Annotated in this window: 17 protein-coding genes and 1 pseudogene; 2 read left to right on the forward strand and 16 right to left on the reverse strand. The window is 60.3% G+C overall.

The features are described 5' to 3' along the window. Positions 1–174: 174 nt before the first annotated feature. The 8 genes and pseudogenes from I6N89_RS23480 to I6N89_RS23515 form a co-directional block, all read right to left on the reverse strand. Positions 175–744, reverse strand: a pseudogene (locus I6N89_RS23480) (AbiJ-NTD4 domain-containing protein); the annotation flags it as partial. 24 nt (positions 745–768) lie between these two features. Next, positions 769–978, reverse strand: coding sequence for a hypothetical protein (locus I6N89_RS23485; protein ID WP_207020749.1), 210 nt, complete (start codon positions 976–978; stop codon positions 769–771). Between the two features lie 12 nt (positions 979–990). Further along, a complete protein-coding gene (locus I6N89_RS23490) occupies positions 991–2211 on the reverse strand; it encodes a type II toxin-antitoxin system HipA family toxin (protein WP_419247637.1) in 1221 nt (406 codons plus the stop codon). Further along, positions 2201–2800 (reverse strand): helix-turn-helix domain-containing protein, encoded by a 600-nt coding sequence (locus I6N89_RS23495; RefSeq protein WP_207020751.1) that lies wholly within the window; start codon positions 2798–2800, stop codon positions 2201–2203. The genes I6N89_RS23490 and I6N89_RS23495 overlap by 11 nt, the downstream gene beginning before the upstream one ends. A 244-nt stretch (positions 2801–3044) precedes the next feature. Then, the gene (locus I6N89_RS23500) at positions 3045–4520 is read right to left on the reverse strand and encodes an argonaute/piwi family protein (protein WP_142494392.1); all 1476 of its coding nucleotides are present in this window, start codon (positions 4518–4520) and stop codon (positions 3045–3047) included. Beyond that, positions 4517–5851 carry a DUF4365 domain-containing protein gene (locus I6N89_RS23505; protein ID WP_142494391.1) on the reverse strand — a complete coding sequence of 445 codons (1335 nt, stop codon included), beginning with the start codon at positions 5849–5851 and terminating at the stop codon, positions 4517–4519. Before I6N89_RS23505 ends, I6N89_RS23500 begins: the two co-directional genes overlap by 4 nt. Before the next feature lie 107 nt (positions 5852–5958). Next, on the reverse strand, positions 5959–6564 hold the full coding sequence (gene scpB / locus I6N89_RS23510) for an SMC-Scp complex subunit ScpB (RefSeq protein ID WP_142494390.1): 606 nt from the start codon (positions 6562–6564) through the stop codon (positions 5959–5961). Then, positions 6561–7514: a DUF1403 family protein gene (locus I6N89_RS23515; RefSeq protein WP_142494389.1), complete on the reverse strand. Its 954-nt coding sequence runs from the start codon at positions 7512–7514 to the stop codon at positions 6561–6563. Before I6N89_RS23515 ends, scpB begins: the two co-directional genes overlap by 4 nt. Before the next feature lie 125 nt (positions 7515–7639). Between I6N89_RS23515 and I6N89_RS23520 the strand changes: the two genes are divergently transcribed. Further along, entirely contained in the window at positions 7640–8755 is a 1116-nt protein-coding gene (locus I6N89_RS23520; protein ID WP_207020752.1) for a tyrosine-type recombinase/integrase, read from the forward strand. A 12-nt stretch (positions 8756–8767) separates the two neighbouring features. Here the strand turns inward: I6N89_RS23520 and repC are convergent, their stop codons facing one another. From repC to I6N89_RS23540, 4 genes are all read right to left on the reverse strand, one after another. Next, positions 8768–10048, reverse strand: a complete 1281-nt coding sequence (repC, locus tag I6N89_RS23525) for a plasmid replication protein RepC (protein WP_207020753.1) — start codon at positions 10046–10048, stop codon at positions 8768–8770. Positions 10049–10282: 234 nt separating this feature from the next. Further along, positions 10283–11326, reverse strand: coding sequence for a ParB N-terminal domain-containing protein (locus I6N89_RS23530; RefSeq protein WP_207020754.1), 1044 nt, complete (start codon positions 11324–11326; stop codon positions 10283–10285). Beyond that, positions 11323–12678, reverse strand: a complete 1356-nt coding sequence (locus tag I6N89_RS23535) for a ParA family protein (RefSeq protein ID WP_207020755.1) — start codon at positions 12676–12678, stop codon at positions 11323–11325. Before I6N89_RS23535 ends, I6N89_RS23530 begins: the two co-directional genes overlap by 4 nt. Before the next feature lie 228 nt (positions 12679–12906). Further along, on the reverse strand, positions 12907–13245 hold the full coding sequence (locus tag I6N89_RS23540) for a DUF736 domain-containing protein (RefSeq protein ID WP_207020756.1): 339 nt from the start codon (positions 13243–13245) through the stop codon (positions 12907–12909). Positions 13246–13840: 595 nt separating this feature from the next. Here I6N89_RS23540 and I6N89_RS23545 point away from each other — a divergent pair. Continuing rightward, positions 13841–14176, forward strand: coding sequence for a hypothetical protein (locus tag I6N89_RS23545; RefSeq protein ID WP_207020757.1), 336 nt, complete (start codon positions 13841–13843; stop codon positions 14174–14176). A gap of 121 nt (positions 14177–14297) precedes the next feature. Here I6N89_RS23545 and I6N89_RS23550 read toward each other — a convergent pair whose 3' ends face one another. The 4 genes from I6N89_RS23550 to I6N89_RS23565 all read right to left on the reverse strand — a co-directional run bounded on the left by I6N89_RS23550 (position 14298) and on the right by I6N89_RS23565 (position 22098). Further along, positions 14298–15209 carry a DUF2493 domain-containing protein gene (locus tag I6N89_RS23550; protein WP_207020758.1) on the reverse strand — a complete coding sequence of 304 codons (912 nt, stop codon included), beginning with the start codon at positions 15207–15209 and terminating at the stop codon, positions 14298–14300. A 298-nt stretch (positions 15210–15507) separates the two neighbouring features. After that, positions 15508–16554: a DUF7146 domain-containing protein gene (locus tag I6N89_RS23555; protein WP_207020759.1), complete on the reverse strand. Its 1047-nt coding sequence runs from the start codon at positions 16552–16554 to the stop codon at positions 15508–15510. Continuing rightward, a complete protein-coding gene (locus I6N89_RS23560) occupies positions 16551–20948 on the reverse strand; it encodes a strawberry notch-like NTP hydrolase domain-containing protein (RefSeq protein WP_207020760.1) in 4398 nt (1465 codons plus the stop codon). Before I6N89_RS23560 ends, I6N89_RS23555 begins: the two co-directional genes overlap by 4 nt. A 514-nt stretch (positions 20949–21462) precedes the next feature. Continuing rightward, positions 21463–22098 carry a hypothetical protein gene (locus I6N89_RS23565; protein ID WP_207020761.1) on the reverse strand — a complete coding sequence of 212 codons (636 nt, stop codon included), beginning with the start codon at positions 22096–22098 and terminating at the stop codon, positions 21463–21465. Between the last annotated feature and the right edge of the window lie 37 nt (positions 22099–22135).

Here is a 22135-nt window from a genome sequence, read left to right on the forward strand (position 1 = left end):
GGATCACCTTGCGCACGGTGTTCCGCGAGACACGGAACTCGCGGCAGATCTCCTTGATCTTCTTCTTCTCTTGGAAAAAGGCCCGACGGATCTTCGAAATCGTCTCCACGACCAACATCCCACACTGTGCTCCCCGATGATCTCGGGAGCATCATCACCATCAGTGTGAGGGGGTCATTTTTGGATGCCGATCACCCCCGCCACGGGGTCAATTTTGCATGCTTGTTCACATACACTGACAACCAGCTCGGCCTCTGGCGTATCAACCTGCTGTCCTTCCAACCCGTGACGAGCATTATTGGACGCATAGCCCCACAGTTTCTCGGCTGCGGTATCAAGAGGTTTTGGAAGGTCCAATCGCTTTACAAGCTGGCCGAATGTTGCTTTGGAATCGCCGGCCAGATCCCGCGCGGTCGCTTCCATCGCGGCGCAGGCATGCTGGATTGCCCCGGTCACATCCGGTTCCGGCCGCCGAGAAATACGGCGCAGCGCTTCGTGGATCTCGCGTGCGGCGGCACTGCGCCCGGTTTGTTCGACGATTTCGACCGCCTCCTGTGTCGCGCCGGTAAATACTTCGGAACCGCGATAGACTATCTGGCCGTCGTACATATGCCAGCCGATGCCATTTTCGACAATGAACTGGTTCAGCCGGTCATCGAACCTGCTTGCATTGTCGTTGAACCCTTGCGCGAGTGCCTTATGGAACGCTTCAGCAATGTCATAGACCTTGTACCAAGGACAGTCGGCAACAAGCCCGACGACCTCTTCTTAGATGTTAGGGTGCTCCGACCAGTTGTTTCGGTCAGGCGGAATGAGCAACACCTGACAGATGATCCGGCGCATGGCGGACGGGCTCATGCCGATGTCCTGCCCAATCAGCGGGATCGCATAGCGCAGGTTTTCGGGCGCGTCCTCGTGAACGGTAATCTCCGCGTCTGCGCTGCGGTGGCCGTGCCGGTTCGAAAAACTCTCTGCCATTCTGCCAATCCCCTACGCTATCGGCACTGTGTGCAAATGGGCTTCAATCGCCTTGATCGCATCCGCGGTCAGCGGCAGGTTTCCCTTTTCGGCCTGCCAGTGCTCATGGAAGCGCGCGACAGTCTCGCGTGCGGTTCCCAGAACCAGCTTCTCGGATAGACCGGCGTTTGCAGCCAGGTGCGACAGCTCGTCCTTCGAGAACCCAGAGAACTTCTTGGTGCGGCTAAAGGTGAGCGCCGCCTTGTCGTCGTCTATGTAGGCAATAGTCGAGACAAAATCGTAGCACGGCGCGAGCGCCGCCTGCCTTCGATCCGGATAGATCAGCGACCAGTTCTTGAGGTGCATGTCGGCATTGCCGATCAGCACATTGAAAGTCAGCCGCCGGATAAACTCGGCGATGTCGGCCTCTCCGCATTCAGCGGCCAGTACCTGTGCGATGTTGCGCTGGCTTGCCTTCTCGTACTTGTCCTTGGGATAAACGCGAAAGACCTGCGCGAAGTCTTCAATGTGGACGGCACTGCCATCACTCAGACGGTCAAATCTTTCGACAGCCAGCGCCTGACCGCTGACCTTGTCCATGCCTTCTGGCAAATTGCCGATCTCGGCAACATCGATCAACCTGATAGGCGGAACGTCCATGCCGCAGAGACGCGCGAGCGTCATCATCGAGAATTCATTCTCTGGGACAGCATCGAAGCCTTGCGCTGGTAACTTGACGATCCAGGAGCCGCCGACCCCCTTGGCCGGAATCGCAAGACCGCCTTGTTTGTCTCCCAAAGCCGAGAACTTCAACTGAACGCCTGCCAGCGAGAACCTCAGCGCCTGATCTCGATGATCATCGTGATGATCTTCACCATCATCAGCGTCGGGGGGCCACGCCTCACCATCGGCGGGCCGAACAGTGACCGCACCGGGAAGGTCCTCGCCGAGAACCCAGAGCAGGAAAAATTCACGGACGGGCTTCACGCCCGCGCGCTCGGCGAGATAGTCCCGCATGTGACCTTCGGGCAGAAGATTTGAGAAGAAGGGCAGCAGGTGCATGTTCTGCGTACCGAAGTCAGTTGTCAGTTCCCCAAGCTCATTCTTGAAGCCGAGGCTCAGAACCGGCCTGCCCGTATCGGCGACATAGCCTTCAGAGAAAGCAAAGAGCGAGGTATCACCGCTAACCCGCGTCAGAGTACCTATCGGCTCTCCGTAGAGCAGGACTTCAAGGACACTGACATCAGCCACGATCGTCACCGTCCAGACGATAGGCCGGACGCGGCAAGGATGGTGCAGATACACCCGCGCCATGGGCGAGTGCGTTGCGCAACATGCGCAACTGCCTCTGCGCCTGCTCGACCGCTTCCAAGTTGCGCGGATCGCTCAGGAACTCCTGCATGGCAGCAGAGGCTTCTTGCAACTGAACAAGATCATCGGCTGAAAGCTTGAAGTGCATCAATTCGCGCGCCCGGCGCTGCAACTCCTGAACGACAATCTCAGAGAGCGTTTCACTGGGAAGCGCTGCTATCTGGTCATCAAGGCGCTGCAATAGGTTCGTTGCCTTACGCGCGCTCTGAACGTCACGGTGACCATCATCATCACCGCGAATGATCGCCCGAACGGCAGGCAGCTTCTTGCGCGGGACCAGAGTCAATTCCAGATCAAGTACACGTGCAAGCTCGACCAGGCTGGACAGACGCAGATCGACCGCCCCGTTCTCGATCTTGGAGATGTGGCTCTGTGGAACCCCCGCCTTCGCACTAAGCGCGCGCTGAGAGAGCCCCTTGCGTTCCCGCGCGGCTTTGAGCGACTCTGCAATGTGCTCCGTTGCGTAACCCATGATCTATCTTGCTGCTTCCTCTACCATTTATGATATGCATAAACATATCACTCACTGAAGGAGACTTCAAGATTGATGTGGAGTTCTACATCAAGGCATGCGCATGATGTGCTTTTATATATCAAACGCCAGAGAAGTCACTTGCCGAAAAAAGATCCGCTGGAAACTCGGGAGCTTCGAGGAACGACGATCAGATGCTCTTAACAGCATCCATGGAGCCGACGGCGTGCTCGGTGTGCAACTTCTAAATGTACTTCCGATAGTCACTGCTGACCTTTTGCCCCGAGGGAACGTATTTCAACACGTCACCGACCTTACGCGCTGCTCGGATCGGAATCGGCAAGCGTTGGTTCATCTGGGTCGAGTTCCAGTTCACCTTCGTGAGGCTGAAAACTTCCTTCGCAATCTGTTCGATCGTGCTCTCGCTTTGCGGGTGCGGACAGAGCAACAGGGGATTCGGGACATAGAGGCCAGGATAGGTCCCATAGTAGGGAATGCTGCCGTTGGTATAGAGCAGCCCATTGCCGTCCAGTTCAACGAAGGTGCCGCGGAGGACAGGGAAGTCGCCGTCGCGCAGCACCTTGACTGAATAGCTCTCATGAATCCAAACGAGATCGCGCAGTTCCACACCTGCCTCGTCGAGCGCCTTACCAACACCCTCGGCCTCGTCCTCGCGAAAGCGCGACGTCTTCATGACGATCACGCGTGCCGGCATCGTTCTATGGACCGACTTGTAGGCGGCCAAGGCACTCTCGGTGAGCTTGTGAGCCTCATCGATAGTGAGGAACGGGTGGCGACCCCGCGACTCTGACTGCGCAGGACCGCCTCTAAGAATGAACCCTCTGCCCCGCTCGTCGAACATTTGCGCAGCACTGGTCCATATCTCGTCGGTTTCGGCATCCTTGAAGAAGCTGATGCCAATGTAACAGGCGGTGAACTCGCCTTCTTCCGGCAATCTGCGCCAGGGCACCTTGCCGCTGCCCTTGTAGTAGAGCGTTGTCATAAGGTTCCATGCGAGATCAGCTCGATCTTGGGTTTGGCGGTCAGAGTTCTCCTTGATCTTGCGAGGGATCTTGGCATCGGGGTTGATGACATCCTCCCAGACAATCTGAATTGAGAATCTGAGATTCATCGCTCTGGCCTTGAGCAAACCGCGGAAGTTCGGAGAGGTTTCCTTACCAGCTTTCGCCTCGGCCGCTTTGTCCTCTACGACCTCGTCATCGCGCGCCTGCTCGTTCCTCCAGACTCGTTCGATCAGCTTGACAGGGAGCGAAACCATGACCACGTCTGGCCGTTCATGATGCGCCTCAAGCTTTTCCAGTTGCTCCATAACTGCATCGACCGCCATCTCCACAGCACGCGCATCGCTCGGTTCCTTGGCAATCTTCTCGATCTGACCTTTCGTCAGCAGACCGACGTCGGCAGCCACCATTTCGAACCGGCACCGATAGGGGTTCTGATTTCTCAACCCGGGAAAGTCCGGGTGCAGGTTCGGGTGCTTTTCGGTCTTCCCCTCGAACCCATCTTTGATCGCATCCAGAAATTCGCCTGATTTTTCGACGGTAAGAGCGCTGCCAACAACGCCGACTTTGATGGTGTCCCCCAGGTTCGTTTGCAGTGGGCCCGCCTGTAGCAACCCTAATCGCGGATCAGGATGATGGTGTTGGTCGCCAAACTCCAGTTCGGGCTCCGGGAAGATTTTGGTCTTGAAGTCGCTCATAGGTCGAAGCTGCCTTGTTCATCGGAGTGGGGTGGCTTCTTCGACTTCTGCGCCTTCGCGCCCCACACATCCTCGGGCACGCTCTTTGGCAGTTCGACGGAAGGCGGAAGACCGAACTTGATGATGCGATCCGTCTTGGTGTCGGGCGTCAGCAGTTCGCCGGCATCTTCAAAATCCATACCCGATAGCAATCGATGCCACATGATCACCTGGCCTCGAACTGTGCTGTTCGTGTCGAGGCGTTTCTTGCCGGACAACAAGGCATCCGGATAGTTGAGCGCGCGTTCTCCATCTGAAGTGAAGTAGTAGGATGGGTTGACGATCAGGTACCATTTATCCGCCAAGCGCTCGAACCGAGGGTGGAATGAATGGTGCCGTACATAGTCGACGGGCCCCTCCCCCTTTGACTTCTGATAGACGCTGACAACGTCGGCCTGCGTCTTCTGCTTCGCGCCAAGATAGCGGAACTTGCGCGCGACGCTTCCAGGTGTTGGCAAGAAGTAGAACTGTTTTTTCTTTCGGTCCCACCCAAGCAAGTCCCGAAAGTCATGCGCCAGAGTATGTCGCAACAGGCCCGCAAATTTGTGCTGCTGATCTACGGCGTCGTGTTGCGCCAGAAAGTCGGTTTCGATCCGTTCGACCTGATCCCGTTCGACCAAGTCGCGAACGGGTGTGGTTAGTGGGTCGCAGAATGTCCAAAGCGAGGTTTCATCGATCATCCAATCGTACCGCTGGTCTTCCCGGACCTTGTTCATCCGGGCGAGCGCCTTCTGGGTGGAGAGCTGAGTCTGTGCGACGAAGATTTCCTCAGGAAGCTGCAATGGCACCATGTTGATGATCGCTTCCTCCCCTCCCCCAAGTGGCGGGACATAGTAGCCGTGTCCTTGCTTGGCGACAGTCAGGGCAGCGAGGCGATCCTTCGCACGTCCGTCCAAGACGTCGCGCTCTTTGTCGAACTGCAATGTGCGTTCGGCCTCGCCAACGAGGTTTTCGAGCGACTTCCAAAAGAACGTGTCATCCGATTGCCTGTAGAGAACGAGAATTACGGGTAGGTTGGAGCCGCGCCAATAATCAAAGTCCGAAGCGCGGACACGATAGGAGAACCCGGCATCAGTCTCTCCAGAATAGCTGCCGCTCTCGGTAGCCTTAACCTGCACGGCAATCATCTTCGCTGTCGGTTGATCATCGTCCATCACCTCAGCGATGCCGTCGATACCCGCTTCCAGACGTGACCGCCCATCGAATTGGAACCCAATTCGCAAGAATTGAAGATTTGCCGCCTTCTCCCCGATTTCGCCAATTCGCTGACTGGCAGTAATCTTCTTGTTCACGCCAATGACCCGTACCTTCCATATGACAGAGATAGCACTTCAATCAGCGTTTCGTAAGGCGCAGACTACAACATGTAGGACATGGCAGTTTGCTTGAGCGAAGCCGATTAGGCTGGGTGTTGAACCAGCTCCAATTCCGGCAGATCCCGCAGGCTCTGCAGATCGAACGTCACCATAAACGTCTCGGTTGTGACAAAAGTATGCGGCGCCCCAGGACGCGGCGACCGCGGCCCGCTGGCGATTAGATCCTTGTACCGCAGCCGGGCCAGAAGATCGCGGCTGACCTCCTTGCCGAAAATGTCGGCCAAGCCGGCGCGGTCGATCGGCTGATGATAGGCGATGGCGCAGAGCACCCCCATCTCCATCTCGGTGAAGGCGAGCGTCTGGTCGCCAATATCGGCAGCCGCCTTGATGGCATCTGCAAACTGCGTCCTGGTGCGAAACATCCAGCCGCCGGCGACCTGAACCAGTTCGTAGGGACGGCCGGTCAACTCGGCCTGGATGTCTTCGATCAGCATCTCGACCGAGGCCCCCTGCCCCACCACGCGCGCGAGATCGTCGCGGCCAACCGGCGAGGCACTGGCGAACAGCACCGCTTCGACCCGCCCCATCCATTCGCGCCAGCGCAACTCTTGCGGCAGATCATCGAGCTCCCGGTCAAAGCCGGCGCCTCCCTCGTCCACCGGTTTCCGTTTCCGGGTCGCGGTCGTCATGGCGCGATCCCATAGAGCCGGAAGGTCGGCCGTCCGGTTAGCTCCCGTGCCACGCCCAGTTCGACCAATCGATCGCAGAACCGCCGCGCGGCGCGATCGGTCATGGGGATCGTTGTTCCGCGGATACGCGGCGACAGCATCCACGCAGGCAACACCGCATCCTCGGTCAGGAACAGCTCGACCGCGGCATCCGATCCCTTCGCCCGGAGCTTCGGCGCGACGGTGCGAAGTGCCTCGGCGCGGCGGGCGAGATCCCGCGCCAGCCGGATCACAGCCTCGATGGACTCGAGGATCCGCGCCTGGACTGCCAGCTCGGCCCTTTGCCCTTCTGCTGTCAGGTCGCGCAATGCGGCCTTCGTCAGCCGCTGCGCCGTAACCGGTAACACCACCTTCCAGTTCAGGGCCCGCGCCAGGACGACATCGGACAGCAAGCAAGCGACCCGCTCTCCTCGGTCATCGGTCTCCAAAACGGCACGCAGGACGGCCACGCATCCCGCCAGAGGCCCATGAGTCCGGGCCCGATCTTGCCCGGCGTCCAACCAACCGGCCACATCCTCCGCGCGGTCGGGCCCGATCAGGTCTGCGATCTCGCCGGGTCCATTCAGCCGAAGCCGCACCGCCTCGCGCCAGAAGGCCAGCAGATCGCCATCGGGACCGCGCGCCTCGCCCGGCGGCGTCAGATGGTAGGCATCGCGGATATCGACTTCCCGCACCAGCCGTCCTTCCAGTTTCGAGGTCGCCACTGCGGCACTCAGCGCCAGTCGGTTGGCCAGTAGTTTCAGCGGCACGCCATGCCTGGGATCGCTGATCAGTTGATCGAGCACCGTCAGCGCCGCCCCCGATCGAAAGGCCACAGTTTCAAGGGTTTCCGCACGTCCGGAGGTGACCCAGCCCGGCAGCTGCGGTAGGGTGCTCAGGTCGTTGGAGATCTTGGCGGGCTGGTATGTCATGCCACAAGACTATCCCGTGGCGGCGCTTTCGTCCACAATATGATGTGCAAACCGCCCCACCCTGCGGCTCCACGCTAAGTCCAATAAGTTTGCATTATCGGACGTAAAAGAATATGCTCTGCGGCATGTCAAAAAACACCGAGAAATCGAGCTCAGAGCCGCCAATCGAGTCTTCGGTCAACAAGGACGACGAGAGAGATCGCCCTGACGGCGAGGCCTTGAGCCTGCCTTCCTTTGTCGCCGGGTCCGGCACCCTCGATCGGCTGGTCGATACGGCCCGCGACTACGCACGCGCCGCTGCGTCCGAGAACACGCTGAAGGCCTATTTGAAGGATTGGGCGAACTTCGCGCGCTGGTGCCGAATGAAGGGCGCGGAGCCGTTGCCCCCCTCCCCTGAGATGATCGGGCTTTACCTCGCCGATCTGGCGTCTGGGTCTGGCCCCTCCCCTTCGCAGTCGGCGTCCCGACCCCTGTCGGTCAGCACTATCGACCGCCGCCTGCCGGGTCTCGCCTGGAACTACGCGCAGCGCGGCTTTTCCCTCGATCGCAAGAACCGACACATCGCGACAGTGCTGGCGGGCGTCAAGCGCAAGCACGCGCGACCGCCGGTTCAGAAGGAAGCCATCCTGGCCGAGGACATCCTCGCGATGGTGGCCACCCTTCCTTTCGACCTGCGCGGGCTACGGGATCGGGCAATCCTTCTCCTTGGATACGCCGGAGGCTTGCGTCGCTCAGAAATCGTCAGCCTTGATGTTCACCAGGACGATACGCCGGAGTCCGGCGGCTGGATCGAGATCTTCGAGAAAGGCGCCCTCCTGACCCTCAACGCCAAGACCGGTTGGCGTGAAGTCGAGATCGGCCGCGGCTCCAAGGATCAGACCTGCCCCGTGCATGCTCTCGAGCAATGGCTGCACTTTGCGAAGATCGACTTCGGCCCTGTCTTTGTAGGGACCTCGCGCGATGGCAAGCGCGCCCTCGATACACGGCTCAACGACAAGCATGTGGCCCGACTGATCAAGCGCACGGTTCTGGATGCCGGCATCCGATCCGAGTTGCCCGAGAAAGAGCGCCTGGCACTGTTCTCAGGTCATTCGCTGCGTGCCGGTCTGGCGAGTTCGGCAGAAGTCGACGAACGCTACGTCCAGAAGCAGCTCGGGCACGCCTCCGCAGAGATGACTCGTCGCTACCAGCGCCGTCGAGACCGGTTCCGCGTGAACCTGACCAAAGCCGCCGGTCTCTGACCCTCTGCCCCATCACGCTGCCTGCCCGCTGAGCCTGCCATAGAAGCTGCGCTCGAGATGCAGCTCGCCTGCCCCGGCCTTCTCGACCATGCCGCGCAGGTAGCCGCCCGGCGAGGACACTTCGCCCGCGCAATGCTTCTCGAAGACAAGCGCCAGCGCCGCTGTCGCCACCTGTTTGCCCAAGCGGTCCTGCGCCACGTTCCAGGCATGCTCGGACACCCCGATCATTGGCCTGAGTTGGCCTGCAACCCGATGAAGATCGCCCCAATCCTTCAGGAACCCGCCCATATTGCGGGCCCAAGACGCGAATTCGGGACAGGCCTGCATCACTGTGGGCAAATCCAGCGCCGCACGCTTCTTGCGCACCTCGGCAACCCATTCTTCCAGCTCCTTATCAACCCAATCTTCGGGCTGAGCATTGGGCACCACGGCCGCGACTTCCTCATTTTCTGAGGAATTACGAGTTACAGGATCAAGTTGGTTTGTAATTAGTATATGAGGGTCAGAAATGACCTCCCTGGGGTTCATTTCTTGAGTCTTCTCGGAAGCTTGTTCTTTGGTTTCAGACGTTTTTTCCACAGGCTGGGAAGCCTCTGTTGCCTTGAGATAGGCGGCCTCAACACGCTCCTGCAGTTCCTTGAACCAGCCCAGCAGCCGTGCAAGCTGCTCAGACGCTTCATGGCGACGCGGCAGCCGGTCCAGAAGCTCCTCGAAGAGACCCGTGAATTGCGTCCAGGGCCCGCGCAGCGCGCTGCTGATGGCGGCCTCAATCCTTGCACGGATCATTCGGCGTGCCACCGTGATCTGGCGCTTCAGGCGCTGGCAGTGCTCGCGTTCGGCCTGCAATTCGGCATGGAGCTCCTCGAACTCCTCGACGCGCGCCGACAGAGGCGACAGATCGAAGCCGTAGGCCTCGACGATGCGCCCCTCGGCGTCCCTGCGGCCCCACCGCTTGCCGTTCGGGCTGTCCTGGAAGGAAATCACGCCGATCTCGGCCAGACGCCGGGCATGGCGTTTGAGCGCGGAGAGCGAGAACCCCGTCTGCTCCATCAAATAGGCGTTTGACGCCCAGACGATCGGGCGCTGCCCCTCCTCCCAGTCTTGGGCCTGCGTAAAGGCCCCGAGCGTGTCGAGGAGCATCATGTCTCCGGCCTTGAGGCCAATGTAGGCCCCTACCCGCTTCACGGCGACGAACGCCCGTGTTTTGGGTATAGCTACCTGTTCACCGGCTTGGGCAAGCTGCTCTGCAATGCCAAGACCCGGTGTCGGCTTGCGCCAACCTGTATGTTTCATGGATAGTTCTCGCCTCCTCTGCTTCATGGAGGGCAAAAGAATCCCGTTCGCTCAGGAGCGTTGCTGTTGACAGTGATTCGCCGGAGAACTATCGTGATAGCGACCAAACTAATCTTGATAAGCTCTCAGGCCCTCAGCTTGGGGGCTTTTCTTTTGCCGTTATCTCAAAGCATATCCGCTCCTGTTTCTTACCTCGTTTGGATCGAAGACCACCGTCTCCGCGGCTCCTGCCTCTTACTTCGATCCGTGTTTCTCCAAATACTCAGCGATGACATCACTCAAACCTCTGAGAATGTCCTCATCCAATGTTAACCCCGTGGCAGCGACCGAGAGCTTCCCGCCCTGCCCTGTAACACTCAATTTCCGCGAACCGATCTTTCGCTGTATCGTGAGTTTCTTTGGGCTTTGCGATTTCTTTTTTGCAGGCTTGGACTGCTTCTCAGTCAGGTCACCAAGAACCTTTTCGAGGTCACGGTGGCTGAGATCGTAGACGTCTTTGCACGCGTGCAAAATCTCAGCTCTAGCGGCATAGACAGCGCGACCACGTGATACCGCGCTGTTATGGACACCCACACGCTTGGCGAACTCGGTTGCAGTTATCTTCTCGTCCGGTTTGGCATCTTGTAGCCGCTCAAACATCTCGCCTATCGAAACCAGGCGCTCGAAAGCGCTGAGGTTTTCACGTTCCTCATTCTCCCGGAAGCGCATGAATAGCATCTCGAACTGCTCTTCACGGGAACCCCGAAGGGATTGTGGAACCAGAATGGCGCGGACAGGCAATCCCAAAGCTTCAAGGATCGCATGGCGTCGCCGACCCACGATCAACTGGAATGTCACGCCTTCTACGTTCTCGGGCTCACGTTCATCCGGTCGCCAATCAGGATCCGCTGGCCGAACATGAATGGGCGTATCTTGACCATTCTTCTCGATACTCTCTTTGAGCTTCTCAAATGCCTCTTGGTCGCGCCAATCTTCACGCCGGTCCGATCCAATCACGTCCACGATCTGAGACGGATCAATCTGCAACTCGTGTCGACCCGCGAGAATGCGCTCCACGACCTGTGCGCGCTCAACGTGAAGTACCTGGCTGGCGTCTGAAAGCGCTCCGGCCTTCCAAGCACTTCCAGAGCCGCCCAGTCTTGGCTTAACCCCACCAACCAGTTTCGCTTGGTCTTCGTGAACCTGATCGCTTGCACCAGATCCAGGAGCCGCAGACACATCCTCATCTGGGCGCGTGGGCTTTTTCTTGAGGACCGAGCTGCTCAGTGTTCGCTTCATTCGGCTTCCTCCTCGAAATTGTAGAAGTTCTGCATCCAATCCTCGGCATAGCCACGCTCAAGGCCAGGCCAGAGGCGTGAGACGATGGCGTCATTCACTGCGTCAGCATTCTCGATGAACCTGTTGATGCCTTTTCGCTTGCCTGGCGTATCTGGGTCGTACTCGTAGACGGATTGATAAACGTCCGACGCGTTCGAAATAGCATCAGAGCGAAGATAGAATACCGGCAGCACCTCATCTGGACAGTTTTCGAGCAGGTTGCCGACCTGTGTGAGATCTTGCTCATTTGTTCTCTGCACGATCGTGGGCAACAGCATATGCGCCGCACCGCCCATATCGATCCGATCCGTCGCGAAAATGTGGCGCAGCATGGTGAGGAGACCAGTCACAAAGGTGGACAAGGTCGCAATGTCGAACCCCTTCATCGTCTGCGGGATAATCAACGAAGTAGACGCCATCACATTGTTCAGCTGGAACAGTGTCAGCGCAGGCTGATAGTCGATAATGATGCAGTCCAAGGTCTCGTTGAGGGCACTTTCAAGCTTCGCTTGGTCGACCCTACCGTTGCTCACCAGTTCATTCGGACGGGTGACCGGTGGGTTCCCCTCTTTCCAACGATCTATGGAGTCTCTTAGGAACCTGTAGAACCGCTTTTCCGGGGTGCCCGCTCGCAACAACCTCGCGATCTGAATTTCACCTTCTGAGGTTTCGCCATGCGCAGGTACTAGCCGCACGCCCGGCCAGGACGTTTTCTTGAAAAACCCGTCAAGCGTCTCCGCATCATAGTCAGTGTAGGGGATGGATTCGTCGGTCTGAAACAGCCCCGCGAAATCAACCATCGTCGGAGTTTCGTCATCTGGCAAAGTTGGCATTTCTTCGCCGCCGACAAAATAGAGCGTGATCGTGCTCTGGGGGTCAGCGTCCATGACGCCGACTCGCATGCCGTAGTGCAGACTCAGGTACTGAGCGAAGTGCGCAGCACTAAGCGACTTCGCAGTGCCACCTTTCTGACTTGCAAACGAAATAACGGGCAAACGATCGTCGGGTTTGCGCCAAGCAAGAAAATGCTCAGGCCGCTTTGCTGAGGCAGCCATCAAAGCCCGGATGTGCATCAGCTCCGTCAGGGTGAAAACACGCTCGCGCCCTACATGCTTGCCGGCAGGAAAATCCTCATTGTCCTTAGCGAACTTCGTCAGATGCTGATGGCTAATGTTCAGGAAGCGAGCACATTGGCGCATCGACCAAGAGCGTTTGATGCGCTCGCGCATCGTCAACTCCTTGTTGACCGAGACCATGGTCCGGCCAAGGCCCCGCTCGAGCTCTTGAAGGAACTGTTCTATACTGCCGCCCATTGCACCGCTCTCATTTCGACTCTCTCACGGAATCGCTCCGAGTTGTAAATAGCACGGTTTTTGAGGAAATGTACAGATATTGTACGCCTACAGGATTTCCGGCGCACAATATGGGCTACACCGATTGAAAATACAGACAGCAACCTGAGCCGTCGAGGTGATTTTGCACGCGTGCAAAAACCTCGAAGCCTGGTGCAGCCAGACCGCCGGAGCGGTCTGGCCCTTGGCTTAGGCTGCGTCTTTGGGACCCCAAGGGATGACCGCCTGCAGAGACAGATCGTCCTGGTTCGCGGCCTTGCCGAGGTTGGCGTTGAAGCCGTGGTCGCGGATGGTCAGCGTGTAGTAATCGGCGCCGGTCTCCTTGTTCTGCTTCTTCCAGATGCCGCCGCACTCGACCAGCTTGCCGCGCGGGGAGCGGCCGAGGACGCGGTGCGTGGGGGCCATCGGATTCGTGCTCGCGACGGGTTCGACCGAGATGTCGAGGTCGAAGGTCAGGGTCGAGATGGAGCCTGTGCCCTTGGCGGTTTCGATGTCGGCGCTGGTGAATTTGATGCAGTTCGTGGTCATTGCTCTTCTCCTTGTTTGCGTTGCAATGATGGTCACCTTGCAGCTGGCCAAGGCCCGGCCACACCGAAGGCGGAGCGCAGCGGAGAGGGGCAGGCGCCGGTCTTTTTGCCTCGCGAGGAATGACCCGCAGGGGCAGGGGAAAAGATCGGCGGCAACCTTTGTGGACGGGACGACAGCTGCGACCAGCATGTCATGCAACTCAGACAAAGGGAGAAGTGCGGTGGCCGCGACGGAAGGTGAGTGAACAGCCGACAGCCAAGAATGCCGAAGCGTCCCTTGCACAGTCACACCTGATCTTTCGATACATACCGCGACCCGTCGCAAGGCGACACCGGCCCTTTTTCAGTTCCTCGGTCGAGTCACCCGGGACCTCAAGCAGAAAGTGTTCTGACAGGCTGGAGAAGATGAAATGCCAGGACGAAGACATGCGCATCTCTTCCCGACGACTTCAATCCCGGCTGCGTTGCGAACTTCGAGGATGTCCCGTATGGCATCGCGAAACTGAGCAACGACGCATGCGACTCGGAAGATCAGGTAGAAGATCGCGCCCGTTCCAATCCCGATAGGTGTCGGCATAAGTGAAGAGGATAAGCAGTTGGACGGAGCAACACCGAACGTGGTCACCGAGGATGGCCTGCGCGATCTGCTCTCAGATGGCTACCTCATCGAGGTAATCTGCAACCAGACTGCCGAGAAACGCCATAACAGTTGGTATGGCTCCTGGGTCGTGCACGCGGTGGCGAAAGATGGCCAGGATGCGAAGATGCTCGTCACAAGCCGCAGCGTCTTCAAATTGCGCGAGTTCAAGACGATCATCGGACTCGTCAGTTTCCTAGCCGACATAGGGTGCCTTTCGGCGAATATCCCACTGACGGCCGGACGACGTGAGCGTCAGGAGGCTTTTGGAAGTCCCGCGACAGCGACCAGCTAGGAATACCCACCCACACACTCAGCAGTCTGACAGACCAAATCACGCAGAACTGCGCACCTCTGCGAACTCATAGAGCGAACCGCACAGGGCGCTCTGACTGATGTCATGGTAGAACCGGGGCCTAAGCCCCGATCCTCTTGATGCGAATCCCGAGCTTGCGGGCCTTGTCGACGATGTTCTCGGTGATGCCCGAACCGGGGGTGGCGATCAGACCCTGTGGCATGGTCTCGAGCATCTTGTCGTTGCGCTTGAAAGGGGCGGCCTTGCCGTGGCTTTTCCAGTCGGGCTTGAAGACCACTTGGGTGACGCCACGGGTATCTGCCCAGCGGGCCGCGATCATCTCGGCACCCTTGGGGGTGCCGCCGTGAAGCAGCACCATGTCCGGGTATTTGGCGTGCGTGGCGTCTAGGACGGACCAGATCAGATCGTAAGCCTGATAGTCCCCGCCCGTGAAAGCAATCCGCGTGCCTTCGGGGCAGTGCACCTCGGTCTCCTTGCGGCGCTTGGCCGAAAGATAGGCCCTGCTGTCCACCACGGCGGAGGTGAGGCCACGATGCGAGACCTTTGACCCGGTGCGGGGCAGCCAGGGCGAGCCGGTGGCGGCCGAGAAGTGGTCCACGGCCAGATCTCGCATCTGCTCGAAAGCGTCGCGATGGTCCCAGAGCTTCAGCCCGATCATCTGTAGGCGCTCGAGCTCGACCGACGCGACCTCGGAGCCGTCCTGGATGGCCAGACTTTCCCGGACCTCGAATTCATTGTCGTCGAGAAGTTTCTGGATATGGGTGAGCCGACGATGGAAGATCGAGGTGAGCGACCAGAGCATTTCTTCGAGATTGTCTTCCAACTGGCTGCCGGTGAGGAGGCCGATGGTGGTGTCAAAGAGCGTCGCCATGGCGAGCTCGACCTCGTCAGGCTGGGGCAGGGGGCGATGATCGGTCTCGCCGGGCCCAGGCGTTGCGCCGTGAAGTGCGAGATGGTCGAGGATGGCGGAGGTTACGCCGGTTTCCTCTTGGATGTCTGTCTGATGGGGCATTGTCTGGTTCCTCTGTTTGAACTGACCCGATTTGGATGGGGCGATACCAGGACCGGCGGCGACCGGGCCGCATCCGTCAGGATCGGAGCGCAGCGGAGAATGCGCCGCGGGCCGGAAAATTGGTCCCGCGAGGAATGGCCCGAAGGGACAGGGGAATTTTCTGGTGCGGGGCGCATTGCTGCCCGGGCGAGGGGCACTCAGCCCCGACCCGCTGGTCCATCGCTCCAGAAATCCAAACGGGATCAGATCGAACCGGCGGACCCTTTGCCCTGTCGGACATCCCTGGGGAGGTTGGCGGTCACCCGTCCTCGATCTCCAGACCTTGTGCTTTCATGGCCCCTAGCAGGGACCGGCGCAGCGCATCTCTGCCAAATGCCCGCAGATCGTCGTTGAAATCCCCGATGGCCGACCCGAGTTCGCCGCAGATAATTCCAAGCGAGTCCAGTTGGTTACGAAGTCTCATTGATGCATTACGTCCAACTTCGTCATTGTCCCGCGCGATCCAGATGCGCTTGATCCCCGGCGGCGGAATGAAGAGGCCGAGATGGCTGGCGGTGAGACAGGAGGCGAGATCGAACTCGGGGAGAGCCGTGCCAACCGAGAGGGTATTCTCGAGCCCTTCGCCGACGATGAGATCGGAGCGGACCGTGCCGGACCAGAAACGGATGGCATGGCCGTGCAGCTGTCCGAGGATCCGCTTCGGGCTCTCGATCTCGGCCAAACCACCGGTGGACGGGTCGAGATAGACCCTTGCGCATCCGGTGATCTGACCCCGATTGTCCGTAATCTTCGCCAGCAGGGCAGGGGCCTTTTGCGGTAGATCGGCGTCGTCCTCGCCCTGCCGCAGGAAGACCCTTGGGTAAAAGCGGAGGGCCGGGCCCAGCCGTGTGATCCCGCGGCCTTGCAGATAGGTGGCGGCCAGGGTGCCAAGCACCGGCTTGCCAGCGGCAAAGAGTTTGCGCGCCCGCGCGACGCGTTTGCTCGAGGCGGCATCTGTTTGGTCACGGGTTTGGGTGTCTCGCTGCACGGCAGGGCAGGGGGCGTCGCCGAGGAAAGACCGGGCCTCCCTGAGCGTTTCCTTCAGCGTGACCGACCCAAGCCGTTCCTGCAGCAGGTCGATCAGATCGCCATATTGCCCCGTCGCGTAATCGGTCCAGGACCCAGCCTTGCGCCCACCATGCGCGTGGAGCCGGATGGCGAGGCTCTGACCTTTGGCCCCCGAGGTATCGCCAACCTGCCAATAATTGCCCTGCTTGCGCCCCTCGGGAAAATACCAGCGGCAGAAACTCTCGGCCCGATCAGCCAGATCGGCCGAGAGGTCTGCGATGCTGCGCCGCACGCTCATGCGGCGACATCCGAGGCGCTGGCGCCAACTGGATGATCGACAAGGACCCGTGCCAGCACCTCGGTGCCATCCACCGGGATGAACACCCGCGTCTTCCACTGGATCACTTCGGTGAAACAGCCCATCGCTTTCAGCGCGGGCAAGGCCGCTCCCGACGCACCGATGAGCTCGAGCCGCGGCTGCCCCATGACCAGCGACCGGCGCAACTGGTAGCCGCCGAGCAGGCTGAGGGTCGTCTTCGCGTCCATGACCGCTGCGAAGACCTCTTGCGGCGCCATCTCTATCTGACAATCGAGCCCGAGCCGCGCGTAGACGTTCAGAAGCTGCTCCTGACTGACCAGACGGCCAATGGCGCGTTCTCCATCCTCCGCCTGCAACCGATAGATGCGCATGTTGTCGGCGGGCAGCCGATCCCAGATCGGCAGAAGCAACCCACAGATCAGCGTGATCTTGGATGTTGTAAACTCCGGCACCGCCTCAACCTCGGCCTGCCAAAGCTGTTCGAACATCGCATCATCGATCTCTTCCCAGTGCGACTTCGAAAACTCGGTCAGCGCGAGGATTTCGGTCGCCATGGGCCGCAATAGCTTCACCCGCAGGATCGGCACACCGTCCTCGTCCATGAAGGCGGGTGCCTTCACCATCAGCGCCGCGCGTTTGGAGGAGGTGTTCCAGCACAGTGTCGCACCATTTGTATCGGCGCAGATCGCTTTTACGCGGGGCAAGGTCAGCGGGTCGTTGCGATCCGTGCGCTCAACGGTCAGGGCGGTGGCCGTCGCCCCCGTCGCCTCATGCTCGAAGATGACCTTGCGATCTACGATCACGAACTTTTCGGCGCGCAGGGTCTCGAGGCCCACGTCGAGCGTGCCCGCCTGGCGCGCGTCTTCAATTATGGCCGAGAGGAACCCGCCGAAAGCCTCGAAAATCGCGTCCTGCATGCCGATGCGGAGTGCCAGACAGCGGTTCAGGAATTGCTGGATCGGCGGCAGGTTTTCTTTCATTGTGCCATCCGCCTCATCGAGCGTCAGCCCGGTCATCTCCTGAAACTCCGCGTAAGAACAGGCCTCGATCTTGCCCGCGCGCAGCTTGTAGAAGAACTGCCGCAGCGCCGCCCGTGCATAGGGGCTTTCAAGGTTGTCCTCGGCGCGAAACATGTTCTGCCCGCCGGTCTCGCGTTGCCCCTTGGTGATGGCACCGAGCGTGTCGAGACGGCGGGCGATGGTGGAAAGAAACCGCTTCTCACCCTTCACGTCTGTCGCGACGGGGCGGAAGAGCGGCGGTTGCGCCTGGTTGGTGCGGTTGGTGCGCCCGAGCCCTTGGATCGCGTTATCGGCCTTCCAGCCTGGCTCCAGCAGGTAGTGCACCCGGAGGCGCTGGTTCTTGGCCCCAAGATCGGCGTGATAGCTGCGTCCGGTGCCACCGGCATCGGAGAAGATCAGGATGCGTTTGGCATCATCCATGAAGGCCTGGGTTTCGCCGAGGTTGGAGGAGGCGGGGCGGTTCTCGACCTTGAGCCGTCCTTCACGCGTCTTCACGATGCGGCGCTTGCGTCCGGTGACCTCGGCGACAGCCTCCCCACCGAAATGCCATAGGATTTGATCGAGCGCGCCCTGCACCGGGGCGAGGGCACCCAGATGCTCGACCAGATCGTCGCGCCGCCGCTCCGCCTCACGGCAGATGATCGGATTGCCATCGCCATCGAGGGCGGGGCGAGACCGCAGATCACCATTCTCGTCAGTGTAAGGCTCAAAGAGCTGCGTCGGGAAGCTGCGCACTAGGTAGTCCATGATGTTCTCGCGCGGCGTAAAATCGACCTGCAGGTCGTCCCACTCCGAGGGTGGGATCTCCTCGAGGCGCCGTTCCATCACCGCCTCACTGGTCGAGACCACCTGGATCACCGCCGAATGACCCGCCGCCAGATCCGCTTCGATGGCGCGGATGAGCGAGGGGCATTTCATGGCGGTGATGAGATGGTTGAAGAAGCGCTGCTTGTTGCTCTCGAAAGCCGAGCGCGCGGCGGATTTCGCCTGGGCGTTCAAGGTGCCGGTCTCGGAGGAAATACCCGAGGCCTGAAGGGCGGCCTCAAGGTTATTGTGAATGATCTGATAAGCGTCGGCGTAGCTGTCGTAGATCGCGATTTGGGCGGGCGTCAGCTCATGGACCAGCATCTCGTATTCGACCCCGGCATAGGAGAGGGATCGCGCCAGATAGAGCCCGAGCGCTTTCAGGTCGCGCGAGATCATCTCCATGGCGGCAATACCGCCAGCCTCCATCGCGGCGACGAACTCAGCCCGTGTCACGAAGGGAAAATCGCCGGTGCCCCAGAGACCAAGTCGGGAGGCATAGGCGAGATTGCCGACCACCGTCGCGCCGGTGGCCGAGACGTAGAGCACACGGGCATCGGGCACGGCGTTTTGCAGCGCGAGGCCAGCAAGACCCTGCTGCGAGGCCTTCTTGTCGCCGCGGTCGGACTTTTCGCCGGCGGCGTTCGCCATGGCGTGGCTTTCGTCGAAGGCGATGACCCCGTCGAACCCTTTGCCGAGCCATGACGTCACCTGGTTGAGGCGGGAGGCCTTGCCCTCGCGTTCGGCCGAGCGCAGCGTGGCATAGGTGACAAAAAGGATGCCTTCGGGCAGGCAGATGTCGCCGCCCTGACGGAATTTCGAGAGGGGTACGATATCGCTTTCGCGCCCCCCGAGCGCCATCCAGTCGCGTCGCGCATCTTCGATGAGCTTGTCGCTCTTCGAGACCCAGACCGCACGGCGGCGGCCTTGCAGCCAATTGTCGAGGATGATGCCCGCGACCTGCCGCCCCTTGCCACAGCCCGTGCCATCACCAAGGAACCAGCCCTTGCGCAGGCGAAAGGCTCCTGCTGCACCCTCAGACGTTGCCATCAACTGGCCTTCGATCTCTCCGCGCTTGAACCAACCCTTGAGATGCGTCTCGTGGGCATTGCCCGCGTAGATCACGCTTTCGAGCTGCGGCGCGGAGAGAAGGCCGTCCGCCACAACGCTCTTCGGCAGGATGGGACGATAGGTTGGCACGGGCGGCGGGACCGAGGCCATGGCGGCGGATTGGACAAGTGCGGTCGGATGCACCGCCGCGCCGGCTATCCGGATCGCTTGCAGGTCATAGGCCTCGTAGACCGTGTCCTGTAGCGTGCCCTCGGGTTCGCTCCAGGCTTTCGGCAGGTAGTCGAGCGGCGCTGTCTCGATGTCGTCAAAGGGATGTTTCGCGCGTTCTTCGGCGAGGGCGCGGGTTTCCTGGCGGGCGGCGTTGCGCAGGGCATGCAGGTTGCTGCGGGTCGGCCGCGCCGAAACCGCCAGCGTCGTGCTGGTGGGGCAGGGCGGGGGGCTGCGGCGCTCAGGGCAGTAGGTCAGAACTGACGCGAGGAGATCGGCCGTGGTCGCGCAGATCGGATGATAGGTGGTCTCGATGTCGATAGGTGCATTATCGCCTTCATCGGCCACACGTTGATCGATCACCGTTAGGCGCGTGTCGATCGTAGTGCCATGGCGCGCAAAGACCTTGCCGTCGATCGCGGCGGAAAACACCACATCGGCACTGGCAGCGATCCGCTGAAACGTCGGTTGGAAGGATTTCGTCGTGGGGCGGAAGCTTTCGCCAGTGATGACGACAAGACGTCCGCCCGGCGCGAGCCGCGCCAGGGCGGACAGGACATTCTGGCTGGTGGCCAGCCGGAACCGACCTTCGACATGGTTGGCAGCGGAGAAGGGCGGGTTCATTATGATGACCGAGGGCGTGATCGACCGATCCAGCCGGTCATCGATAGAGGCGGCATCGTGATCCGAGACGACTGCAGCAGGGAACAGGTCTCCCAGAAGGGCGCGGCGGGTTTTCGCGAGTTCATTCAGCGCCAGCCGCGCGCCCGCAATCCGGGCGAAGACCGCCAGCATGCCGGTGCCGGCCGAAGGTTCAAGCACCATATCGTCGACGCGTAACCCCGCAGCCTGGGCGACAATAGCCGCGAGGGGCAGGGGGGTTGAGAATTGTTGCAGCCGGACGCTGTCCTCAGAACGTCGTGTGTGGGACGGGGCCAGACTGGCCAGCCGTTCGATCATGGTGAGGAAGGCCTGCGGTGAAGCAGCCTGGCGCTGCATCAATGCGCCGTAGCGCGAAAGCATCAGGATCTGCGCGATCTCGGCGGCTTCATAGGCGTCCTTCCAGACCCAGGCGCCGCTGGTGTCGCTGGCGCCGAAAGGCTCTTCCATGGCGGCGCGCAGGGCAGCGGCGTCGATGGACCTGCCCGCCTCGAACAAGGGCACGAGGGTTCTTGCAGCCTGGATCAGGTTTTGGGCGAAGCCCGAGGCATCCGGTAGGGCAAGGGGCTCGGCCTCGGGCGCAAGGGGGACGGAATGGGGGTGAGCGTTCATAGGCAATCTCCGGGGTTGAGGGTTGGCCCCGAGACCCGCGCGCACTCTCTCACCCGGGAGGGGTCACCCCTCCCGCCCTGCCTCTCGCTCTTTCATGGGAGTGCTGATCTCCGCCCCAGCGGCGGAAAGTTTTCCCCAGAATCTGGGGATGGGTCTGTGGGCGCTGTCGCGGGAGCCCTTGTCAGCTTGACGCATTACCAGCTCGCCTAAGTCTTGGGCAGTTTGCGGCCTGCGCATCGGAAACGGGTCCGTCGTCGACCGATCGGCGACCGTACGCACCCGGACAACCTTCAGGAAGAGCTTTGAAAAAGAAAAAGGCGGCATCCGGGAGGAGGTGGATGCCGCCGATTAGCTTTGATCGGCTCAGGGAGGAGGAGAGAACCGATCACATTCGAAACATAGTGGTCATGCTGCGACCGCACAATAGCCGGGCCATGATATTTCTGCATTGCAGCAATGCGAGGCCGATTGGGATTCCCGCAAGAAAGGGAGCGTATGCCACCTGTGCCGGTTCCTAAGGGTGAGCCCGCGCTTGAGCGGCAGCGGACTCGCGTGTTTGACTCGGCAACGGTGCTGGCACCGCCCGGCGCGCCTCGAGCAGACAGTCCAGCTCATAGTCGCCAATAAACCCCCAGCAGGCGTCGACCTCCTCGCCGTCCCACTCGATGACATAGCCATAGACCCGCCCGCCGAGATAGGCGTCGTAGCTGACAATTTCTGCGCGCAGGATGTCTTCAGCCTTTGCGCGCAGCGCCTTGGTGACGCGTTTCACACCGAACTCCGTCCGGACCGCTTCAAGGATCACGTAGACAAACCCGACCTGGCCGGAATCCCACGGGCAGTGGAACCCGATGGTGTTCATCGCGAGGCCGGAATGGTCATAGAGAAACACGGGCAGCAGGATCGCCTTGCGCTCCGCGCGGTCGCGCAACTGTTCCATCGAGAGATCACTATGATCCGAAACATCGGCAAGATCGCGCAGGAACGCTTCGGGGCTGTCGAACGGATGGCTGTCCCCCAAGCGGTATCGGCGGTGCCAACACATCAGTTTGCCAAGGTTGCACCACTCCCGTGGGCTTTCCGCCTCGGGGTCGTGGTAGATCTTGATGATGTGGCCCTGGTAGGCCTCTTCATAGATGGGGTCGTGCATGTCGATGTCCTTTCTTGAAACGCAATCGACCCGCCGA

Origin of the sequence: Salipiger abyssi, assembly GCF_017311415.1 — a bacterium.
Classification (GTDB): Bacteria; Pseudomonadota; Alphaproteobacteria; order Rhodobacterales; family Rhodobacteraceae; genus Salipiger; species Salipiger abyssi_A.

Excerpts from the sequence above, each read along its gene's own strand:
- I6N89_RS23500 (WP_142494392.1), bottom strand. The coding sequence starts at position 4,520 with ATGAGCGACTTCAAGACCAAAATCTTCCCGGAGCCCGAACTGGAGTTT.
- I6N89_RS23555 (WP_207020759.1), bottom strand. The coding sequence starts at position 16,554 with ATGAGCGTGCGGCGCAGCATCGCAGACCTCTCGGCCGATCTGGCTGAT.
- I6N89_RS23495 (WP_207020751.1), bottom strand. The coding sequence starts at position 2,800 with ATGGGTTACGCAACGGAGCACATTGCAGAGTCGCTCAAAGCCGCGCGG.
- I6N89_RS23565 (WP_207020761.1), bottom strand. The coding sequence starts at position 22,098 with ATGCACGACCCCATCTATGAAGAGGCCTACCAGGGCCACATCATCAAG.
- I6N89_RS23485 (WP_207020749.1), bottom strand. The coding sequence starts at position 978 with ATGGCAGAGAGTTTTTCGAACCGGCACGGCCACCGCAGCGCAGACGCG.
- I6N89_RS23535 (WP_207020755.1), bottom strand. The coding sequence starts at position 12,678 with ATGGGCGGCAGTATAGAACAGTTCCTTCAAGAGCTCGAGCGGGGCCTT.
- I6N89_RS23540 (WP_207020756.1), bottom strand. The coding sequence starts at position 13,245 with ATGACCACGAACTGCATCAAATTCACCAGCGCCGACATCGAAACCGCC.
- repC (WP_207020753.1), bottom strand. The coding sequence starts at position 10,048 with ATGAAACATACAGGTTGGCGCAAGCCGACACCGGGTCTTGGCATTGCA.
- I6N89_RS23515 (WP_142494389.1), bottom strand. The coding sequence starts at position 7,514 with ATGACATACCAGCCCGCCAAGATCTCCAACGACCTGAGCACCCTACCG.
- I6N89_RS23560 (WP_207020760.1), bottom strand. The coding sequence starts at position 20,948 with ATGAACGCTCACCCCCATTCCGTCCCCCTTGCGCCCGAGGCCGAGCCC.
- I6N89_RS23520 (WP_207020752.1), top strand. The coding sequence starts at position 7,640 with ATGTCAAAAAACACCGAGAAATCGAGCTCAGAGCCGCCAATCGAGTCT.
- I6N89_RS23550 (WP_207020758.1), bottom strand. The coding sequence starts at position 15,209 with ATGCCCCATCAGACAGACATCCAAGAGGAAACCGGCGTAACCTCCGCC.
- scpB (WP_142494390.1), bottom strand. The coding sequence starts at position 6,564 with ATGACGACCGCGACCCGGAAACGGAAACCGGTGGACGAGGGAGGCGCC.
- I6N89_RS23530 (WP_207020754.1), bottom strand. The coding sequence starts at position 11,326 with ATGAAGCGAACACTGAGCAGCTCGGTCCTCAAGAAAAAGCCCACGCGC.